Annotated in this window: 17 protein-coding genes and 1 pseudogene; 1 reads left to right on the top strand and 17 read right to left on the bottom strand. The window is 66.1% G+C overall.

Annotated features, from left to right (window positions below; all coding sequences use genetic code 11):
• From AX685_RS05455 to AX685_RS21440, 10 genes are all read right to left on the bottom strand, one after another.
• Positions 1–482: CsgG/HfaB family protein (locus AX685_RS05455; RefSeq protein ID WP_331710150.1), on the bottom strand; the 482-nt coding region annotated here is incomplete at its 3' end.
• Positions 475–804 (bottom strand): hypothetical protein, encoded by a 330-nt coding sequence (locus tag AX685_RS05450; protein ID WP_010409148.1) that lies wholly within the window; start codon positions 802–804, stop codon positions 475–477. The genes AX685_RS05455 and AX685_RS05450, both read right to left, overlap by 8 nt.
• 26 nt (positions 805–830) lie before the next feature.
• On the bottom strand, positions 831–1,040 hold the full coding sequence (locus tag AX685_RS05445; protein WP_010409146.1) for a hypothetical protein: 210 nt from the start codon (positions 1,038–1,040) through the stop codon (positions 831–833).
• A 91-nt stretch (positions 1,041–1,131) separates the two neighbouring features.
• The gene (locus AX685_RS05440; protein WP_010409145.1) at positions 1,132–1,893 is read right to left on the bottom strand and encodes a hypothetical protein; all 762 of its coding nucleotides are present in this window, start codon (positions 1,891–1,893) and stop codon (positions 1,132–1,134) included.
• A complete protein-coding gene (locus AX685_RS05435) occupies positions 1,880–2,611 on the bottom strand; it encodes a hypothetical protein (protein WP_010409143.1) in 732 nt (243 codons plus the stop codon). Before AX685_RS05435 ends, AX685_RS05440 begins: the two co-directional genes overlap by 14 nt.
• Positions 2,601–2,927 (bottom strand): hypothetical protein, encoded by a 327-nt coding sequence (locus tag AX685_RS22355; protein ID WP_010409142.1) that lies wholly within the window; start codon positions 2,925–2,927, stop codon positions 2,601–2,603. The genes AX685_RS05435 and AX685_RS22355 overlap by 11 nt, the downstream gene beginning before the upstream one ends.
• A complete protein-coding gene (locus tag AX685_RS05430; protein WP_010409139.1) occupies positions 2,924–3,166 on the bottom strand; it encodes a hypothetical protein in 243 nt (80 codons plus the stop codon). The genes AX685_RS22355 and AX685_RS05430 overlap by 4 nt, the downstream gene beginning before the upstream one ends.
• The gene (mobF, locus tag AX685_RS05425) at positions 3,163–6,237 is read right to left on the bottom strand and encodes a MobF family relaxase (RefSeq protein ID WP_010409137.1); all 3,075 of its coding nucleotides are present in this window, start codon (positions 6,235–6,237) and stop codon (positions 3,163–3,165) included. The genes AX685_RS05430 and mobF overlap by 4 nt, the downstream gene beginning before the upstream one ends.
• Positions 6,238–6,240: 3 nt before the next feature.
• Positions 6,241–8,760: a type IV secretion system DNA-binding domain-containing protein gene (locus AX685_RS05420; RefSeq protein ID WP_066486215.1), complete on the bottom strand. Its 2,520-nt coding sequence runs from the start codon at positions 8,758–8,760 to the stop codon at positions 6,241–6,243.
• Positions 8,753–8,926, bottom strand: a complete 174-nt coding sequence (locus AX685_RS21440; RefSeq protein WP_154651477.1) for a hypothetical protein — start codon at positions 8,924–8,926, stop codon at positions 8,753–8,755. The genes AX685_RS05420 and AX685_RS21440 overlap by 8 nt, the downstream gene beginning before the upstream one ends.
• Before the next feature lie 635 nt (positions 8,927–9,561).
• On the opposite strand from AX685_RS21440, the gene AX685_RS05415 reads away from it, so the two are divergent.
• Positions 9,562–9,780, top strand: a complete 219-nt coding sequence (locus AX685_RS05415; RefSeq protein ID WP_010409132.1) for a hypothetical protein — start codon at positions 9,562–9,564, stop codon at positions 9,778–9,780.
• Positions 9,781–9,960: 180 nt separating this feature from the next.
• Here the strand turns inward: AX685_RS05415 and AX685_RS05410 are convergent, their stop codons facing one another.
• The 7 genes and pseudogenes from AX685_RS05410 to AX685_RS22350 form a co-directional block, all read right to left on the bottom strand.
• Entirely contained in the window at positions 9,961–10,515 is a 555-nt protein-coding gene (locus tag AX685_RS05410; RefSeq protein WP_010409130.1) for a hypothetical protein, read from the bottom strand.
• Positions 10,516–11,631: 1,116 nt separating this feature from the next.
• Entirely contained in the window at positions 11,632–12,624 is a 993-nt protein-coding gene (locus tag AX685_RS05400; RefSeq protein ID WP_037494485.1) for an SLOG family protein, read from the bottom strand.
• Between the two features lie 573 nt (positions 12,625–13,197).
• Positions 13,198–13,671, bottom strand: coding sequence for a hypothetical protein (locus tag AX685_RS05395; protein WP_062126517.1), 474 nt, complete (start codon positions 13,669–13,671; stop codon positions 13,198–13,200).
• A gap of 138 nt (positions 13,672–13,809) precedes the next feature.
• Positions 13,810–14,148 (bottom strand): single-stranded DNA-binding protein, encoded by a 339-nt coding sequence (locus AX685_RS05390; protein WP_010409121.1) that lies wholly within the window; start codon positions 14,146–14,148, stop codon positions 13,810–13,812.
• Between the two features lie 690 nt (positions 14,149–14,838).
• Entirely contained in the window at positions 14,839–15,096 is a 258-nt protein-coding gene (locus tag AX685_RS05385) for a hypothetical protein (RefSeq protein WP_062126514.1), read from the bottom strand.
• Positions 15,097–15,232: 136 nt separating this feature from the next.
• Positions 15,233–15,463, bottom strand: coding sequence for a type II toxin-antitoxin system Phd/YefM family antitoxin (locus tag AX685_RS05380; RefSeq protein ID WP_231738579.1), 231 nt, complete (start codon positions 15,461–15,463; stop codon positions 15,233–15,235).
• A gap of 304 nt (positions 15,464–15,767) precedes the next feature.
• A pseudogene (locus tag AX685_RS22350) lies at positions 15,768–15,973 on the bottom strand (DUF736 domain-containing protein); the annotation flags it as partial.

The following is a 15,973-nucleotide window of genomic DNA, read 5'->3' as shown; positions in this document are numbered from 1 at the left end:
CCGCCGAACACACCGCCGACCCCGCCCCCGCTCTCACGCGACTTGGCGTCGGAATAGACCACCTTCACCTCGATCAGATAATCCGCCTTGGTGACAGGCCGGGTTGTGGCAGTCCCGCCATTGATCGCGCGTTCGCGTTCGAGCGCGCTGAACGCCTCGCCGCGATCGGCGACGCGGAAGCAATTGGATCGCGCGATCATCAGCTTGACCAGTGGCAGCGCGTCGACGCGCGCGGTCGAACCGCCGTTCTGCATCTCCGCCATGCGCATGAGCGCCTGCAGTTGCGGCGACAGGCCATCGGCCGGGTTGGCGGCCTTCTCCTCAACCAGCGCGGCAACGCCGAGCGGCACCTGGCATTGCGGCACGGCGGTCGTCTCGTCGACGCCGGTGCCGCCCTGCCCCAGCTTCTGGGCGTGGGCCATTGAAGGTGTGACGGCCGCGAGCGCGGCCGTCACGACGAGCATGCGGGTGCGATCAAGCACCGGCGCCCGCCTTCTTCGCATGCGCTGCGGGATCGCAGATCCCGGCACGCTCCTCGTCCGCCGCAACTTTCTTCGCGGCTTCGTCACAGTCCTTGCAGTCGGGACAGTCCGCGCAGTCCTTGCATTTGCCGTTGTGAAGCGCGTGCGCGCGATAGCGCGCCTTCTTCGCCTCGACCTCGCGCGCGGCATCGGTGCCGGCATGACTTCCGGCGAAGCTCGCCATCGCGAGCAGGACCGGCGCCGACGACTGCGCGCTGGCGGCCGACGGCAAGGCCACGGAGAGGGCGGCAAGCCCCAGCGCGGCGATCATCTTCAGTTTCATCGTGTGTACTCCTTCCCTGGCCGTTTTCAGAAGAAACCGTTGCGTCGGCCGTCGCGACGGTCATCGTGGCGGGCGCTGCTGTCGCCCAGCGCCGAGCGCCGGACCTCCAGCTCAACCCCGTCCCCCTTGCGGCGAATGCGGACATCCTGCGGGGCGATGTTGTTGCGCTTCGCCCAGCGGTCTGCGTCGGCATCCGAGCCGAACTCGCCCATTTCCTCGAAATCCCAGTTGCTCATGTCTCCTGTCCCGGTTGATCGCCGTGCCGGCGCGCGGGGGCCGGTCCTGGCGGTGCGATGCGAAATCCCCGCGCGTGGATGAAGGACAGTGTCACTGGATCGAGGCCGGTTTGGCGGCGATGCGCCGGACCACGAGATTGCTGTCGGCCCCCAGACGAAGATCGAGCGTGTGCCCGACCCGTCGCGTGAACAGCATCACGCCGGCAACCTCGTCGTGCAGCGTGCCCTTGCCGAAGAAGGTCCGAGAATCTGCCCATTCGCGGCCGTGGATGAAGCGGACGCGATATTGGCCGAGCGGGGCTGGCACGGTGACACGCTCGAAGGCGCGGACATAGACCGACAGCCGGTTCTTCGCCGTCGCCGGATCGAGCAGCTGGACGATGCTATTGTCTGCCGCACCCTGAATGGTCAGGTGGCTTCTGACGGTTCGCAGGTCGACGCTGGAGGAGACGGCGACCGTTCCCGATTCCGGAAAACCGGTGTTCGTCCCCACGATTGACGCGAACAGGCTGGAGGTTGCGCGCTTGATCTGGCCCTGCCCGGCCCAGGCCGCAAGGACCAGTGCGATGGCAACACCGACGCCCAGCGCCTGCCAGTAAGGGGCCGGCGTGAAGCGCGGGCGGGGCCGCCATCGACCGCGCTGATAATCGTGGCCCCTGTTCCTGGCTTCGAACCACGACCCTTTCGATCCGCCAGATATCCAGCTCGCGCTCCCCAGCGGCACCGATTTCCTGAACCCGAAGCGGTTCAGCTCGACCCGTGCCTTGCGATCGTTCCATTGCGTCGCACCGGGATCGAGCCCCTGCCGCTTGCGGTAGCGATCGCGCATATAGTCGCGATCATCGATGCCCATCGACCACCTCCATCGACTGCGAGGGGAGAGCCAGGGGAAACACGTCCATTCTGGACAGCATCGCGTGATCGCGCAGCGAGGCCTCGACGGCGACAACCTCGCTCGAAGTCAGTCCAGGTTCGCGTCGTACGAACAGGATGGTCGACGCCGATCCTGCCAGCCAGCGCGCGATGGAGATCCTGGGCATCAGCCGGTCGTGGTCGGCGAAAGCGTGGGTCGCTCGTCGCACGCCGGCCAGCACGGTCATTCCCCAACGCAGGGCGTGACCGTTTCCAGAATCGTGTCCCGCCGCCTCTGCGACGGCTTCCGGCGGGAGATCCCGTATCAGATCGCGGACGGCCGAAAGGGTCGCACCAGGTTCATCGCCGGCATGCTGGATCGCGCGGAGCAGCACATAGCGCGAAGCGCAGGTGTAGCCCGAGCAAACGTCAGGATCGTCGGGAAGGAACGCTTCGATCGCGGACGAGCGTGCATAGTCGCTCGGATGGTCTGCGAAGAAGTCCCAGTTGCCGCGCGCGGGGTCGATCAGCTGGTCGCGGACCTGGTCGGCGAGTTCGGCGATCGCGTCGCCATCGCCGAATACCGCGAGCCGGCCCCCGTCACCGGCGCGGACCGCTTCAAGCGCCGCTTCCGTCAGATCCGCGGTTTCGGCGATCGTGAGGGTCGCGTGCGTCGGCTCGGGTTGGCGCCGGAAGCGAAAAGGGAAACTACCGTCCACCGGGCGTACCTTGGGTTGCGGGCGGAACGAAAATTCCACCATCGGTGTGAAGCGACGCGCTGACGATTCCGCATCCGACCGCCCAGGCGAAGGTGAAAGCCGCCACCGCGGCCGCCAGGAGTCCCGCCTGACGCAACCGGCGCGTCAGCGGGACGATCATGCGTGGTGCGGTTGACCGTGGCTCCACGGGCTTCCTGCGGGCCTGATGGCCATACTCGGCCGTTCCCTCGATCGCGTCGCAGGGCGGCGTGTCGAGCCGCGAGGTCCGACCGATGCGGGGAGGCCCGTGCATATAGTCGCGGTCGGCGAGGCTCATCGTGCTGGCTCGGACCGGACCCGGAGGGCACGCAGCGCGCGGGTGAGCGGCAGGAGTAAGACGTAGGTCAGGCCGAAAATCGCGGCCATCGCAAGCGTTTCGCCGCCCCAGTCGAGCGCATCGTCGCGCCGCGCGAGCTGGCTGCATTGCGTGAGCGTATGAGTGTCGAGGTCGCAGGCGTGCCAGTGCTTGGTGGCGATCACCTGGTCCCAGGTCGGTGGTGATGTGGTCATGCTCATAGCTCCAGTCCGATGTCCTTTTCGGGGTAGGGAAGTTCAGGCCCTTTGGGCTCGACCGGGACGCTGAACCGGGAGAGGTCGAGCGAGGGATCGGTACGGATGTCGATCTTGCCGCCGGTCGAGGGGCGGGCTGTATCTGCGCTCGGCTCGCCTCCGACTTTCTCCGGTCCGCGATCGAGGTCGGGCGGCAGCGAAGGGTTGAACGTCTCGCCCGCGCCGGCTTTCGTGGCTGCGCCGGCAGCGCCGCGATCGGGGTCGATCGACAGCGCGCCGGTGGTCTCGAGCGCCGAGGTCTTGTTGCCCTCGTTGCGCTCGATCGCGGCGGTCAGCTTCTCGCGGTCGTCGGTGAACAGCTGGATGTCGTCGCGGACGCGCGTGACGGTGACGTTGAACAGCCGCTGGTTGGAGAGGTTCGATTCCCTGTGGCTCATCACCGCGATCGCGGTGTCGGTGGTGATGCCCTGCGCCGCGTGCATGTTGAGCGCGTAGGCGAGGCTGATCCGCTCCATCATCGGATCGCCCGCCTTCAGCTCGTGGAGGGTGCCGTCGCTCGCCTCCACCTTGATCCCCGACGGGTCGGCCGAGACGACGCGGGCGATATCGTTGTTGTTGAGGCCGCGGTCCTTGTCGTTCTGGGTCCAGCGGATCTTGTCGCCCTCATGCAGCTTGATCTGCTCGCGCTGGGCGAGCTGCATCGCGTCGGTCTTGTCGACCGGCGATATCTTCTGCGGATCGAAGGTCCGTACCCGGTTGCCGATCTGGACCTGAACGCGCCCCTTCGCGTCGACGCCGAGCACGTCATAGGTGCCGGGGCTGAGGCCGAGCTCGCGCATGGCATGGCGCAGGTCGATCACCTGGCCGGGCTTATAGGTATGCGCGTAGCGGAGTTCCTCGCGCGTGACGTTGACCTTGTCGAGGACCGGGGTGACGACGCCGTCCCCTTTCAACGTGCCCTCCGCGGCGAGGCCGTCCTGGATGCGCACGTTGAGCTCTGCGCGCGCGACGCGGCCCGACGAGAACATCGCGGTGGTCTCGCGCTGTTCGGGGGTTAGGCCCAGCCAGTGTTCGGCCGCGGCCTTCACATGCTCGGGGTTGGCGGTGACCTTGTCGCCGAGCATCGCCATCGCCTCGCGCACCTCGCCGCGGTTGGTCAGCGCGGCGACGGTGCGCAGCTGCTCGGTGCGCTGGCGCAGATTCTCGTCCATCCGCGCCAGCGTGATCCCGCCGGCCTGCGCGAGCGCGAACGCCTTGCCGGCGTCGACCGCGGTGATCTGCTGGCGATCGCCGATCATCAGGAAGCGATCGACGCCGAGCGCATTGGCGATGCCGACCAGGTGCTTCATCTGCTCCGAGCCGACCATCGAGGCTTCGTCGAGGATGAGCGTGGTGCCGGCGAGCGCGTCTCGCGCGCCGTCATAGCCCGCGCCCTTCCCAGCGAGCGCGTGGCGGGCATAGCTGTGGACGAACGAGGACACGGTGCGGCTCTCGATGCCGGCTTCGGCGCCGAGACGATCGGCGGTCGCCTTCATGAGCGCGAGACCGACCACCTTGCCGCCTTCCTGCTCGACATTGCGCGCGACGCTCGCCAGCATGGTCGACTTGCCGGCGCCCGAGACGCCCTGGACCGCGACGATGCGATCGGCGGAAGTGAGCGCCATCGTCGCGGCCGCCATCTGCCCTGCATTGAGTTCCTTGTCGCCCGATGCGGCGTTGATCCGCTCGATAACGGTGTCGGCGGAGACGATCACCCGCCCCTCCCCCTTGCCGCGCTCGATCTCTGCAAGGATGCCGCGCTCCGTCGCGAGCGCCTCGGGCGTCGTGACATGGGTGACGACGCTGTCGATCCGGTCATCCTTGCCCGGAATCAGCTTCTCGTTGCGGATGAGCTCGGAGACGCGCGCGTCGACATGCGCGGCGGTGACACCCTTCAGCCCGAGGTCGAGCGCGGTCCTGGTGATGTCCGGCACCGCGAACGCGGCTTCGCGTTGGGCATGGATGCGGATCGCGGAGGCGACGGCGTGCTGGGCGCGCAGATCCACCGGCGCGATGCGCAGCCGGTCGAGGCCGCTGGCGACGAGCGGATCGGCGGGTCGGAATAACTCGCCCAGGCTTTCGCGGAGATTGGCCAGGACGTCACCGAGGCGCTCCATCGGTCGTGGCTGGGCATCGAGGCCGCTGGCGCCAGCACGCTCGCGCGCGGCATCGACCAGTGCCTTGCCGTCGAATCCGAGCGCGGCCGCCCGGTCACGCCATTCCTGGCGCAGGGCATCGCGATCCTCGACGTTCAGCTTGGCGTCGCGGGTATTGTTGGTCACCTTGCGCAACGCCTCGGCGGAGGTGACACCGAGCTCGCCGGCTTTCGCCAGGATATCGGCGCGCCGCTGGCTGAAGGTGTCGATCACCTCCTTAGGCACGCCGGCGATCTCGAACTGGCCGTGCTTGCCGGTGACGCTTGTTTCGTAGCCGATCTTTGCCAGCTCGGCGCGAAACTGGGCGTGATAGGCCGCGCCGATCGTGGTGTTGTTCTTCCAGAGCTGCTGGTTGTGGAGCGCCTGCCATGCCCCGTTCGCCATCTTGGTCATGTTGGCGATAAGGACGTGGATGTGGCCCTGCGGATCGAGAGCGCGGCTCGTGTCGTGCTGGAACAGCGCATAGACGAGGTTGCCGGTTCGCACCGCATCCCCTGACCTGGACTGATCGTAGGTGCGGCCTTCGGCGAAGGTCTTCTCGACCCATCCCATCGTCGCCTTTACGGCGTTCATATGCGCGGTGAGGACACGGGTGTCGCAAGCGACATAGGCCATTACGCTGGCGGACTTCGGCATCGAGAAGGTCAGGTCGACACCGAGCCTGCGACCCTCGACCTGCCCGACCTTTTCGCCATCGGGCATCTCGCCGTTGAGGATCTTCTCGAAGTCTTCCTTGGTCACCTCGCCCTTGAGGCCAAGGTCGGCCGCGCCCACCCCGCCCCAGGCGGTCGCCTCGGACGAATGCTCGGCGGTGTAGTAATCGTCCTTGGCGAAATACTGCGCCGCGCCGGAGGCGGACTTGACGGAAGCGACCGACAGCATCGGCTACATCCCCATGTCCATGTCGTCATCGATCTCCGGCGAATGATCCGGGCCGTGATGACGATGGTGGTGATCGGGGTCGCGCTGCGTCGCAAACCCATCGCGCAATTCGCGGGTCGCCTGGTCCTCGTGGCGATCGGCATCACCGCGATCGGACCGGCTTTCCGGGGCATGGCGTGACGCCTCGCCGCGCGTCGGATCCACCCCGCTCTGCGGACCCGCACGGTTCTCGATCGGGGACATGCCCATGCCGCCGAGTTGGGCATCCAGACTGGATGAACCTCCCGTCACAGGCTTGGAAGGTTCGCCCCCGACCCTCGTTGCGGCATCCGACGCGCGGACGGCATCGACGCCGGTCGGGCTGCTGGCGACGCCCTTGCCGGTTATCTGATCGATCACCACCGGCAGCGACCCGGTGACCTCCATCGCCGCAGCCGCCTTTTCAGCCTCGCTACGCGGCTTCTCGGGCTGCGAGGCGGTCAGGTCCGGCTCTTGCCTTTCCTTCGCCTCCACGCCCCCCACAGGCCGTGTGGGGGTATGCTCGCGGCCACCCTCACCCCCCTCATCCGCGCCATTGTTCCGGGTGTTCTGACGACGCCGGTCTTCCGGCGAGACGTATTCGGTAGGCTTGAAGTTCTTGCGGGGCACCGCCCCCGGCGCGACCTCGGCATAGGAGCGGTATTTGAGTTCGATCCGCGCAGCAGGAAATCCATCGGGAAACTTCACGAAGCCGTGGAGCGACGGCAGGTTGTTGATGTCGTCGGGGATGACCAGCGGCTCGATCGCCGTGCGAGGCGTGAGGGTCGAGGCGTCGCGGGTGTTGTTGTAGCCGTAGCTGTAGGCCTCATCCATCTGGCGGACCTCGCGGCTGCCGATGAACTCGGAGCACTTTTCGGCTGTGGTTCGATCGGCGGTGGCGAGGATCAGCTTGGTGCGCGCAAGTCCGGTGAGCGCGGTCGCGTTCTGCAAGCCATAGGTCGCGACCAGCTTGTCGAACGAGTGGATCCCAAGGACGAACGCACCGCCGAAGTTGCGGGCCGACTGGAGGCCATGCTCGATACCAGGAAGCGCGTGAAGCGCATGGACTTCGTCAAACAGATACCAGGTCCGCAGGTCACGGGTCTTGGGCAGGCGCATGAGGTTGTTGACGGCCAGATCGATCCACAGCGTGAACAGACCGCGGGTCATCTCGAGGTCGTTGTACGAGCCGGTGATGAACATGATCGAGCCGTCGCGATTGTCGGTCGCGATCCAGTCGCGGATCGAGAAGGCGGGCGGGCCGCCCGGGACAGGGTCCGGCATGAAGCGTAGCGCCTGTCCGTTGACGTTCAGAACCGAGCGGATCGATTCCGCCATGCGGGCGGCTTTCTCGGTCGTCAGCGGGGCGGCGATGGTGTCATCGAGCTTGGCGTTGATCGACTTCAGATCGGCCTGCATCAGGTGGTGCGCGATCGCGGCGTTGTTCGCCTCACCCATCTCTTGAAGCTTCAGGCACATCTCGATGAAGAGCATCCGCGCGGCGTTCTGCCAGAACGGTTCCTTGTCGTCGGGATGCGAGGGAATGAGGGCCGATGCGGCCGAAACGAAGTCGGCATAGTTGCGGCATTCGTCGAACAGCGTCCACGGCGCGCAACGCTCGTCCATAGGGTTGAGAATGACGTCGGTTTCTGGGTTGTAGAACGTCTCCACGAACACGCCGGTCAGGTCAAAGATGACCGCGCGGTGACCGCGCGCGCGAAGCTGCGAGACGTGGCTGCGCAGCTGGGTCGTCTTGCCGGTGCCGGTGGTGCCGATGAGCATGGTATGGCTCTGTTCGAGCCGCCACGGATAGGGGATGCCGGCGATCGTGTATGGAACGTGGATGCCCCGGTCGATCCGATCGAGGATCGGAGCCTTGGCGACGAGTTCGGGGACGTACGGCGGATCGTGTTCGGCGCACTCGGTGCGGAACTTGCGCCGGTTGTGGCCGCTGACAGTTTTGACGAGCACGTCACGCTCGACCAACAGGGCGCCGCGGTTGTGGCGTTCCTGGAGCATGTCGCTGCCGCGCTTGTTTGCCCACATGATGAACCACATGATGATCGGTGCTGCGATGAAGGCCGACATGACGAGTGTCGTCAGGAAGATCTTGACCGTCTTCGCCCAGGCATGAACGACATGGGGTTCGTAGGGGACGTAGCCGATCGGAACCTTGGTCACGATGCCGTTTCGCAAGGTCAGGTTGATGAGGTGGAATTTGTCCCCGCCGACCCACGTCCAGATGGCGGAATAGAGCTTCATCAGGTCGAGCTGGAACTCATGCTCGGCGAGGCCCAGCCAGACGAAGATATTGAACAGGACGATGAACGTCCCCAGCCATATCCAGATGGGCACCTGGAGGCCCGCCCAGGTCATCTTGTACTGACTGGCGAGAAGCTGCGAACCGCGGGTGAAATTGCCCGAGTTGCGGGTGATTCGCCCCCGCGCGGAATGGTGCTTTACGGTCGCCGCCTGACCGTTGAACCGGATGTCGCCGCTACGCATGGAACGTCGCCAGGCGCTCCTTCGCGGCTTCGCGAAGCTGGGGTACGACGTCGCCGTGATCGCGTGTGATAATCACGTCGATCGCCGCCTGCATGTACTCGAGAACGAGGACCGCACGGGTGATGTTGAAAGTATGCTCGGCCTCAGCGAAACGGATACCGAACATAAGCGCAGTGCGCGCGGCCTCAGACCGGGAGCACGACCGTTTCGCGGCTACACGATCAAGTGCCGCAATCTCTTCAGACGAAAGTCTGAAGGCTATCGTCGAGTTAGACATTCACCACCCACTTGAAAGTGGCTGGTGGGGTTTTCGGAGAGTGGAAAATACTACAGCCTGGTCCCGAGGTATAGAGTGAAAACGCATTCACTCTGCAAACAGGGATTTTCGCGCGTTCTCAAGCGCTTAGGGGAGAACCACCAAGGCGTTTGCAGGGGCAAACATGTTTGCCCCTGCAAACACCGGCAATTACAGACACTTAACCTGCGGCGTGCCGCGTACGGTGTGCAAATCCTTAGGGACTGTCGCGGTGGTGGTGGCATCATGGCTGGATGTCCGATCATTGGACTGGGTTCCGGGAGAGTAAGCGCCGCAGGCAGGCGACCACCGGACTGGACCGAAGGGTATTGGGCGGAGCAATCCCGCCCGACGACGGACCTGGCCGAAGGTCAGTGTCCGTCGCCTCATGCTGGTCCGGTAAAGCCGGACCAGCGAGCGATTATGAGTGTCGCTATTGTGCCGGTGGAGCGGTGCTGGCATCGTGGGAAATGGAGGCCGATCCACGATCAGAAAAGGCAGGTCATATGGCACGGAGTATCGAGCAGGAACGGGCACAGCTTGAGGCGGACGAACAGCGGCTCAACGAACGCCGCAAGCAACTGGCCGATCGTGAGCGTTCGGAGCTGCTGAAGGAGGTGGAACGGTCGGGGTTGATGAAGGCCGATCCTGCCCAGTTCAGCGCGATCATTGGAGCGATCAAGAAACTCGGGATCGCCGAGACCGTGAAGCGCCTGACCGCGTAAGCGGGTCAGCGCGAAAGCGGGCTCAAGCCCATCATGCAAATAGAAGGGGAGCTGCCGTTAGGCGCTCCCCTTTTCAATGCTTGGGCCGAGTTGGCGAAGCTTCGGTCCATTCAGGCATAAGAATGGGGAGCATCGAGGCGAAGCCCGATGCTCCCCGACGCGATGGCGACTGGAGGGAGGCTATCCCCAGACCATGCGTATCCCTTCACTGGTGTCGGCCTGAGCAGCGAGGGTGTCGAAGCGTTCGAGGTAACGACCATCGAGGCGACCAAGGTCGCGGCGAACATAGGGCTGGCCGAGTGTTTCGCGTAGTTGCCCGATGGGCATGCTGCCGCAATTATCGTCCGAAAGTCGTAGCGCGTCGAGGACGTGGAAGGCGTTGCCGTTCGCGAGATTGATCTCCGCTGCGCCGTCCGGGGTGCTGGCGACGCGCATCGTGATCGTGCGGGTCGCGTCATCGTGCCAGAAGCGCACGTTGAGGCCACGGAACTGGGCTTCCTCGACCACGGCGATGACACCCACATCGTGATCGAAGATCGCGCAGATCGACGCGAGCGACCAGGGGCAGACGCGAGCTTCGAACGAGCACGACACGAGCGGGTCATCATCCTCGTCTTCGAGCAGCTGGCCACGTTCGCGGGCGAAGGCGCGGAACGCGGCAAGCTGGCGGGCGGTGATGACGGCGGGCGCGGCGTCGGCTTTGCGATCGACGCTGAGGAAGAAGGTGATCGACATGGTCTGTCTCCCATTGGAACCATCATCTCCGGTTCCCCTCCCCTTCCGATCCGTCAGGATCGGCATGGCCGATCACGGGGTCATGGGTCGGTCCGCAGGACCGGGTGCCCGAGCGATGCGTAGCTGGTGCTCGCAATGCGCAGGCATTGCGGCACCGCGAGCGAGCCGGGCTTCGGTCGGACTGCGCCGGTCGATGCGTAGCGAGCGCGACACGCGCAGGCGTGGCCGCGATGCGAGCGAGACGGGCGCGGTCGATAAGCGGGTGCGATCGGCACGAGCGAGGCGTAGCGAACCGGCGATCCGAAGGGATCGCCGTGAAGCGAGCGAGCCGTGCCGGTCAGCTCCTGCGCGATGGCATCGGCACGGTGCGATGCGCAGCGGCAGCGCAGGCGATGCGACGGCATCGCCGCGCCCGCCAGCGAGCCGTGCCGATGCGGCAAGCGACATGCCGGGTGAGACGCGCCGGTCGATGCGTAGCGAGCGCGACATGCGCAGGCGTGGCCGCGATGCGAGCGAGACGGCGTGGCCGATCAATGGGTGCGATCGGCACGGCGCGATGCGCAGCGGCAGTGCAGGCGATGCGACGGCATCGCCGCGCCCGCCAGCGAGCCGTGCTGATGCCGCAAGCGTGACGCCGGTTGAACCGCGCCGGTCGATGCGTAGCGAGCGTGACACGCGCAGGCGTGGCCGCGATGCGAGCGAGACGGCGCGGTCGATAAGCCAACGCGATCGGCACGGCGATGCGTAGCGAACCGGCGATCCGAAGGGATCGCCGTGAAGCAAGCGAGGCGTGCCGATTGGTGTTCAACGACGATCGCCAGTCGTATCGGCCGAGGCGTAGCGCGCTGGTCATCGCATTCAGCGATGACCGCAAAGCGAGCGAGGCGATGCGACGGGTGTCGGTATCGACCCCGGCACCGGCGAGGCGTAGCTGGCAGTGGCAATGCGACGGCATTGCCCTGCCGCGAGCGAGCCGTGCCGAGCGGGCAACGTGGCGTGATCGACCGATAGGTCAGTCCCACGCGGCGCGATGGGGCTCGATGCCCCGGAGCGCCGCCCAGGGCGACGTAAAAAAGGGGAAGGACTCCGGTTGCCCGGAGCCCTTCCGTGGGTGCGTCAGGCGCGGCGGCTGCGCTGGCTCGGCTGCACCGGTGCCTGTCCGTCCTTGCGGAAGACGTGGAGCGGTACGCCGGCGGTACGCAACTTGCGAGCGAAGTCGATCTGGACGCCCGATCCTTCGCAGACGATCGCTTCGACGGGACGCAGCGAGGCGATGCGGTCGTTGCGGAGGAACCCGCCCCGGTTGCCGTGGCGCTTGTCGAGGAACATGCGCACCAGCTTGACCTCGCGCGAGGCCGCCCACGACGCTGCGATGGCGTCGGCACCCTTGTTCATGGCGGTGGTCATCAGGACCATCGACGGGATGCGACGCTTGATCTGGTCGAGGCGTTCGAAGAGCTGCTCGTGGTCGTGCCATTCCATGCCGCCCGAGAAGGCGACAATCGGGCCGCTCGGGTTGTGCTCGTCCCGACGCTTTGCCGCGCGTGCCGCCAGATAGTCGGCACCGTCGATCATCGAGGCGGTCAGCTTGGACGACACCCTGCTGCCGCGGACGGTCGAGAAGGGCCGTCCGGTCTCGACGCGATACACGTTCCCGGCGTGGTCCCGCATGCAGCGCATCGCCTCGGCGCAATTCTCGAGGGTCTGGCAGAGCAGCTGGGTCTCTTCGAGCTCCACCGCGTAGATCTCCGAGGGGTCGTAGCTGCGCACCAGGTCGCCAAGTTTCTTGGCGGCGTCATCCTCACGGCCCTCGATGCGCTTGGCCACCATGTGGAAGCTGTTGACGAAGCCCCATGCGAGGTCGGCGGCGAACTCCTCCATGCGAGTGTCGCGGAACACGTCGAACATCGTCGCCAGCATCTGCTCGACGGCGTGTGCGGCCTGCTCCGGGTCGGGCATGTCCAGCTTCTCGGCTTCGCTGACGATGGAAAGCTTCGCCATCTCGCTCGCCTCGATGAACGCCCCCTGATAGGTCTCGGTGGTGTGCTCGTCGGCGCGGCGCTCGTTGATCGCGCGGCCCATGTCGTTGAAGTTGCTGTACTTGGTCATGATAGCCTCCATGAGTTGAAAATCTCACCTTCTCTCGGTGAGGAATCTCATCCGGCATGCGGCGGTCAGGGCGGTCAGGGACGTTAACCGGGAAGCCGCGGCCCGCAGGGTCGCGGACCCCGGTTAACGCTCGCGCGCGGGGGAGCCGATTTTCTCGTGCCCTGGAGGCGGAGCGAAGCGGAGACGGAAGGGTGCGTGAAAATTGGGGGGACCGCGCGTCCTTGACGGCCCGCCAACCCCGCATGCCAGACTTCCTCATCACAGAGAGAGAAAATATTATGTTGTGGTGGGCACGCCGGGTCGGACCGAGCACGGGCGGCGGTGATGCGCCGGCACGGCGCAGCGCCGCAAAGGCAGCGCCAGTGAGCCCGGGAGGGCGAGCCAGCTGCCGCCGCCCGCGCGCAGGACGCCCGGCGCCGGCATAGGGATCGTCACCCGCAGGGCGGAGACCCCGCCAGGGGGCTCCGTGAGGCCCGCCAGGGCCGAATAGAGCCCGGTCCCGCCCACAAGGCGGGACGCCCCGCCCTGCCCCTCTACGGCCGTCCCACAGCCAGCACAGCAGGATCAGCAGGATCAGTCCCATTCATACTCGCCACCGTCATCCCCGGCATCGTAATCCGGCATCTCCTGGATTCCCGGGTCGTCTGGATCGCGGTTGGCATCGGGGTCCTCGCCGTGCGGGTCGGTCTGGATATCCGGTTCGGTTGCGAACCGGATATCTTCACCGATCCGGTCAGCAATGTCCGGCTCGACCGCGCTGTCATCGTCTAGCCAGCAGGAACGCGGACACTGGAGCAGCTGGTGACCACGATGGACGAAGGGCTGGCCGTTCATCAGGATGGGTCGCTCGGCGAGACGCCGGCAGGGTTCATTGCGACGGTTGCGGAAGCCGCACGGCACCGCCAGCGGGGCGAGCGCGACGGCATTGCCGTCGTGGTCGCCGCCGGCGGGTGCCGGCTCGTCGACCCGAGCGACCGGGTCCGGTGCCGCAGGTATCGGCTCGGGCGCGAACGGGTCGCCGTCGAACATGTCGCGCTGGACGGTCATGGTGCCGGACCTTTCAGGTGAGCGCGCGCTGGCGCAAGGCCGCGGTGCGAAGCACCGTGGGCGAGGCGTCCTGCGCGGGCGATGATGAAGCATGCGCGAAGGGCGACGCCCGCAGGCGCCGCCCGGTTCGCTGGCCGGTCAGTAGAACTCGGCGCGATCGGCGATGATCTCGCAGCCGTAGCGGTCGTTGCCGTCGCTGTCCTGCCAGCGGGTGTAGTGCAGGCGTCCCTCGATGGCGATGAGGTCGCCCTTCTTGCGGTTGCCGGCGATCGCCTTGGCGAGGCCGTTGAAGCAGGTGACCTTGTGGTATTCGGTCTCCTTGACGGTGAAGCCGTCGTCGCCTTTGTAGGTGTGGCCGTCCTTGTTGAGCTTCGGGCGATCGGTCGCCACGAAGATGGTCGCGACGCTGGTGGCGCGATTGACTTCGCGCAGTTCGGGGGTGCGGGTCAGGCGGCCGACGAGGTTCACGTTGTTCATGGCATTGCCTCCTTGGGTTGGTCGGCGGTCCGTCCGCCGGTGTCACCTGAAGGGCGTCGCGGTTCGGGGCGTCGCACCGGAGGGCGAGCTGGGCCGGCGCGCAGGCGGCGGGCCTGGTCGACCGGAGGGGAACCCCTTTTGCAGGGGTGGTGCGGGCAGCCGCGCGAAGCGCGGCAACACGGCCCTGCCAAAGGGGTTGCGAGGCCCCGGGGCGCGGCGCAGGTGACACGAAACGGCGGATGGGCCGTCGATCAGCCCAAGGTTCCCGCAGGCATTGCCATGGACAAACCTCGTGAACCGCTCATGTCGGTCGCCTGACCCGTACCCCCGAACGACCCGGCGCGAAGGCAGGCGTGCCGCCAGCGTCGCTCGCTGACCGACGTGGTGCCGCTCCGAAGCTCGACAAGGACGGCCGCGCCCGGGCGACGACGCACCGGCAAGGAGACCGGATGCCGCAAGGTCGCCCGACGGCCGACCCTCGCCAGGGCGATCGCCGGCAACCGCATCGGACCTGGGCGTCCTCATCGCCATAGGGGGCAAACGCCTGCCGATACCCGCTGGCAGAACAGCGACGGCTTTACGCGCCGCCCGGCTGCGGGATCATCGCCGATCGTGATGATCTTTCCACTCGGCCAGCGAACCGGGCTGTGTCTGCGGGCGCCGCCCTTCGGGTTGGCGAGGATCGATCGCCTACTCGGTTCGCCGGGTGGGGGTGATCCGATGCTCGACGATCAGCGCCGCGACACGTTGTACGATGCGGCTCGGCACCTCGGCGATGATGGTGCTACCGTCGTTACCGGCGCGAACGTCGGGTCCGACCCATGCGAAATCGTTCACGTCGTCCCACACGATGCGTGATCGGTCATCGAGGCCGAAGGCCTCAATGAATCGCGGCGGCAGAGGGATGGATGCAGCCGGTGAATAATCGCGCGTCGTCAGTGGCACCATCAGGACACGGAGCCTTCCGGCTGAGCGATAGCTGCCAACCACCATGCAGGGGCGGAGTTTCGAGCCGTCCTCGTCGCCCCGGTTATGTTCATGCCGCCAGAGGTAGAAATACCAGATCAGGTCACCGGCTTGCGGTTCAATCGACGTACTGATCGTTCTGGACGGACCCGGCGCTGGGCGTCGCGGTCCTGATGGCGTGGATGGCTTCATCGCTCAACTCCTGCGGCGAGAGCGCGAGGTGATCGAGGCGGGACAAGCGTTCGAACTCGGAGGCGGGTAGCATGACCACGCGGGCAGCGCCGTTGCGCTCGATTGCGATCGGATGCGTCATCGCCTCGTCGTAATAGAAGCCGAACCGCTTCGACACGTCGGTCGATCTGGCCTTTTCGATTGTAGGGGTCATGGTTTCCCTCATCTTTCGTTACGCGGCCGGGGATCGATTAAGCCCTGCGTCCCTCCAGGATGGGACCCTCATCTGGTCCTGCCAATGTTGTAACGGCCATCTTTCTGTTACATGGGAATCCGTATCTTCCGTAAAACGGAAGACAATCCGTACACCACGGACCGCGCGGCTGCAACAGGCACTAACGGCAACAGGGACCGCTTCGGCGATGAAGCGATCCCCGTCGAGGTGGCGATACGGGCGACGCGTCAGCGCCGCCCGATGCCGGTCAGACCCTCTCGTCGACCGGCGCGGTGCTGGCACCCAGCCCGTCTCCGGTGTCATCGCCTGCGCCCGAGGTCGCCACGTCACGGCCATCGGCGGTGAAAGGCAGCGCGGGTTCGCCATCGTCCGCCTTGACCCCGAGCGCGGCACCGACGTCGCGGCGCTTCTGGGCGCGCTGCCACACGACGTTGTACGAGCCGTCGTCCTGGC

This window comes from Sphingomonas sp. CCH9-F2, from assembly GCF_001556735.1.
GTDB lineage: Bacteria > Pseudomonadota > Alphaproteobacteria > Sphingomonadales > Sphingomonadaceae > Sphingomonas > Sphingomonas ginsenosidimutans.
The sequence above is the reverse complement of the archived record's forward strand: the minus strand, read 5'-3'. Positions and strand labels throughout refer to the sequence as shown.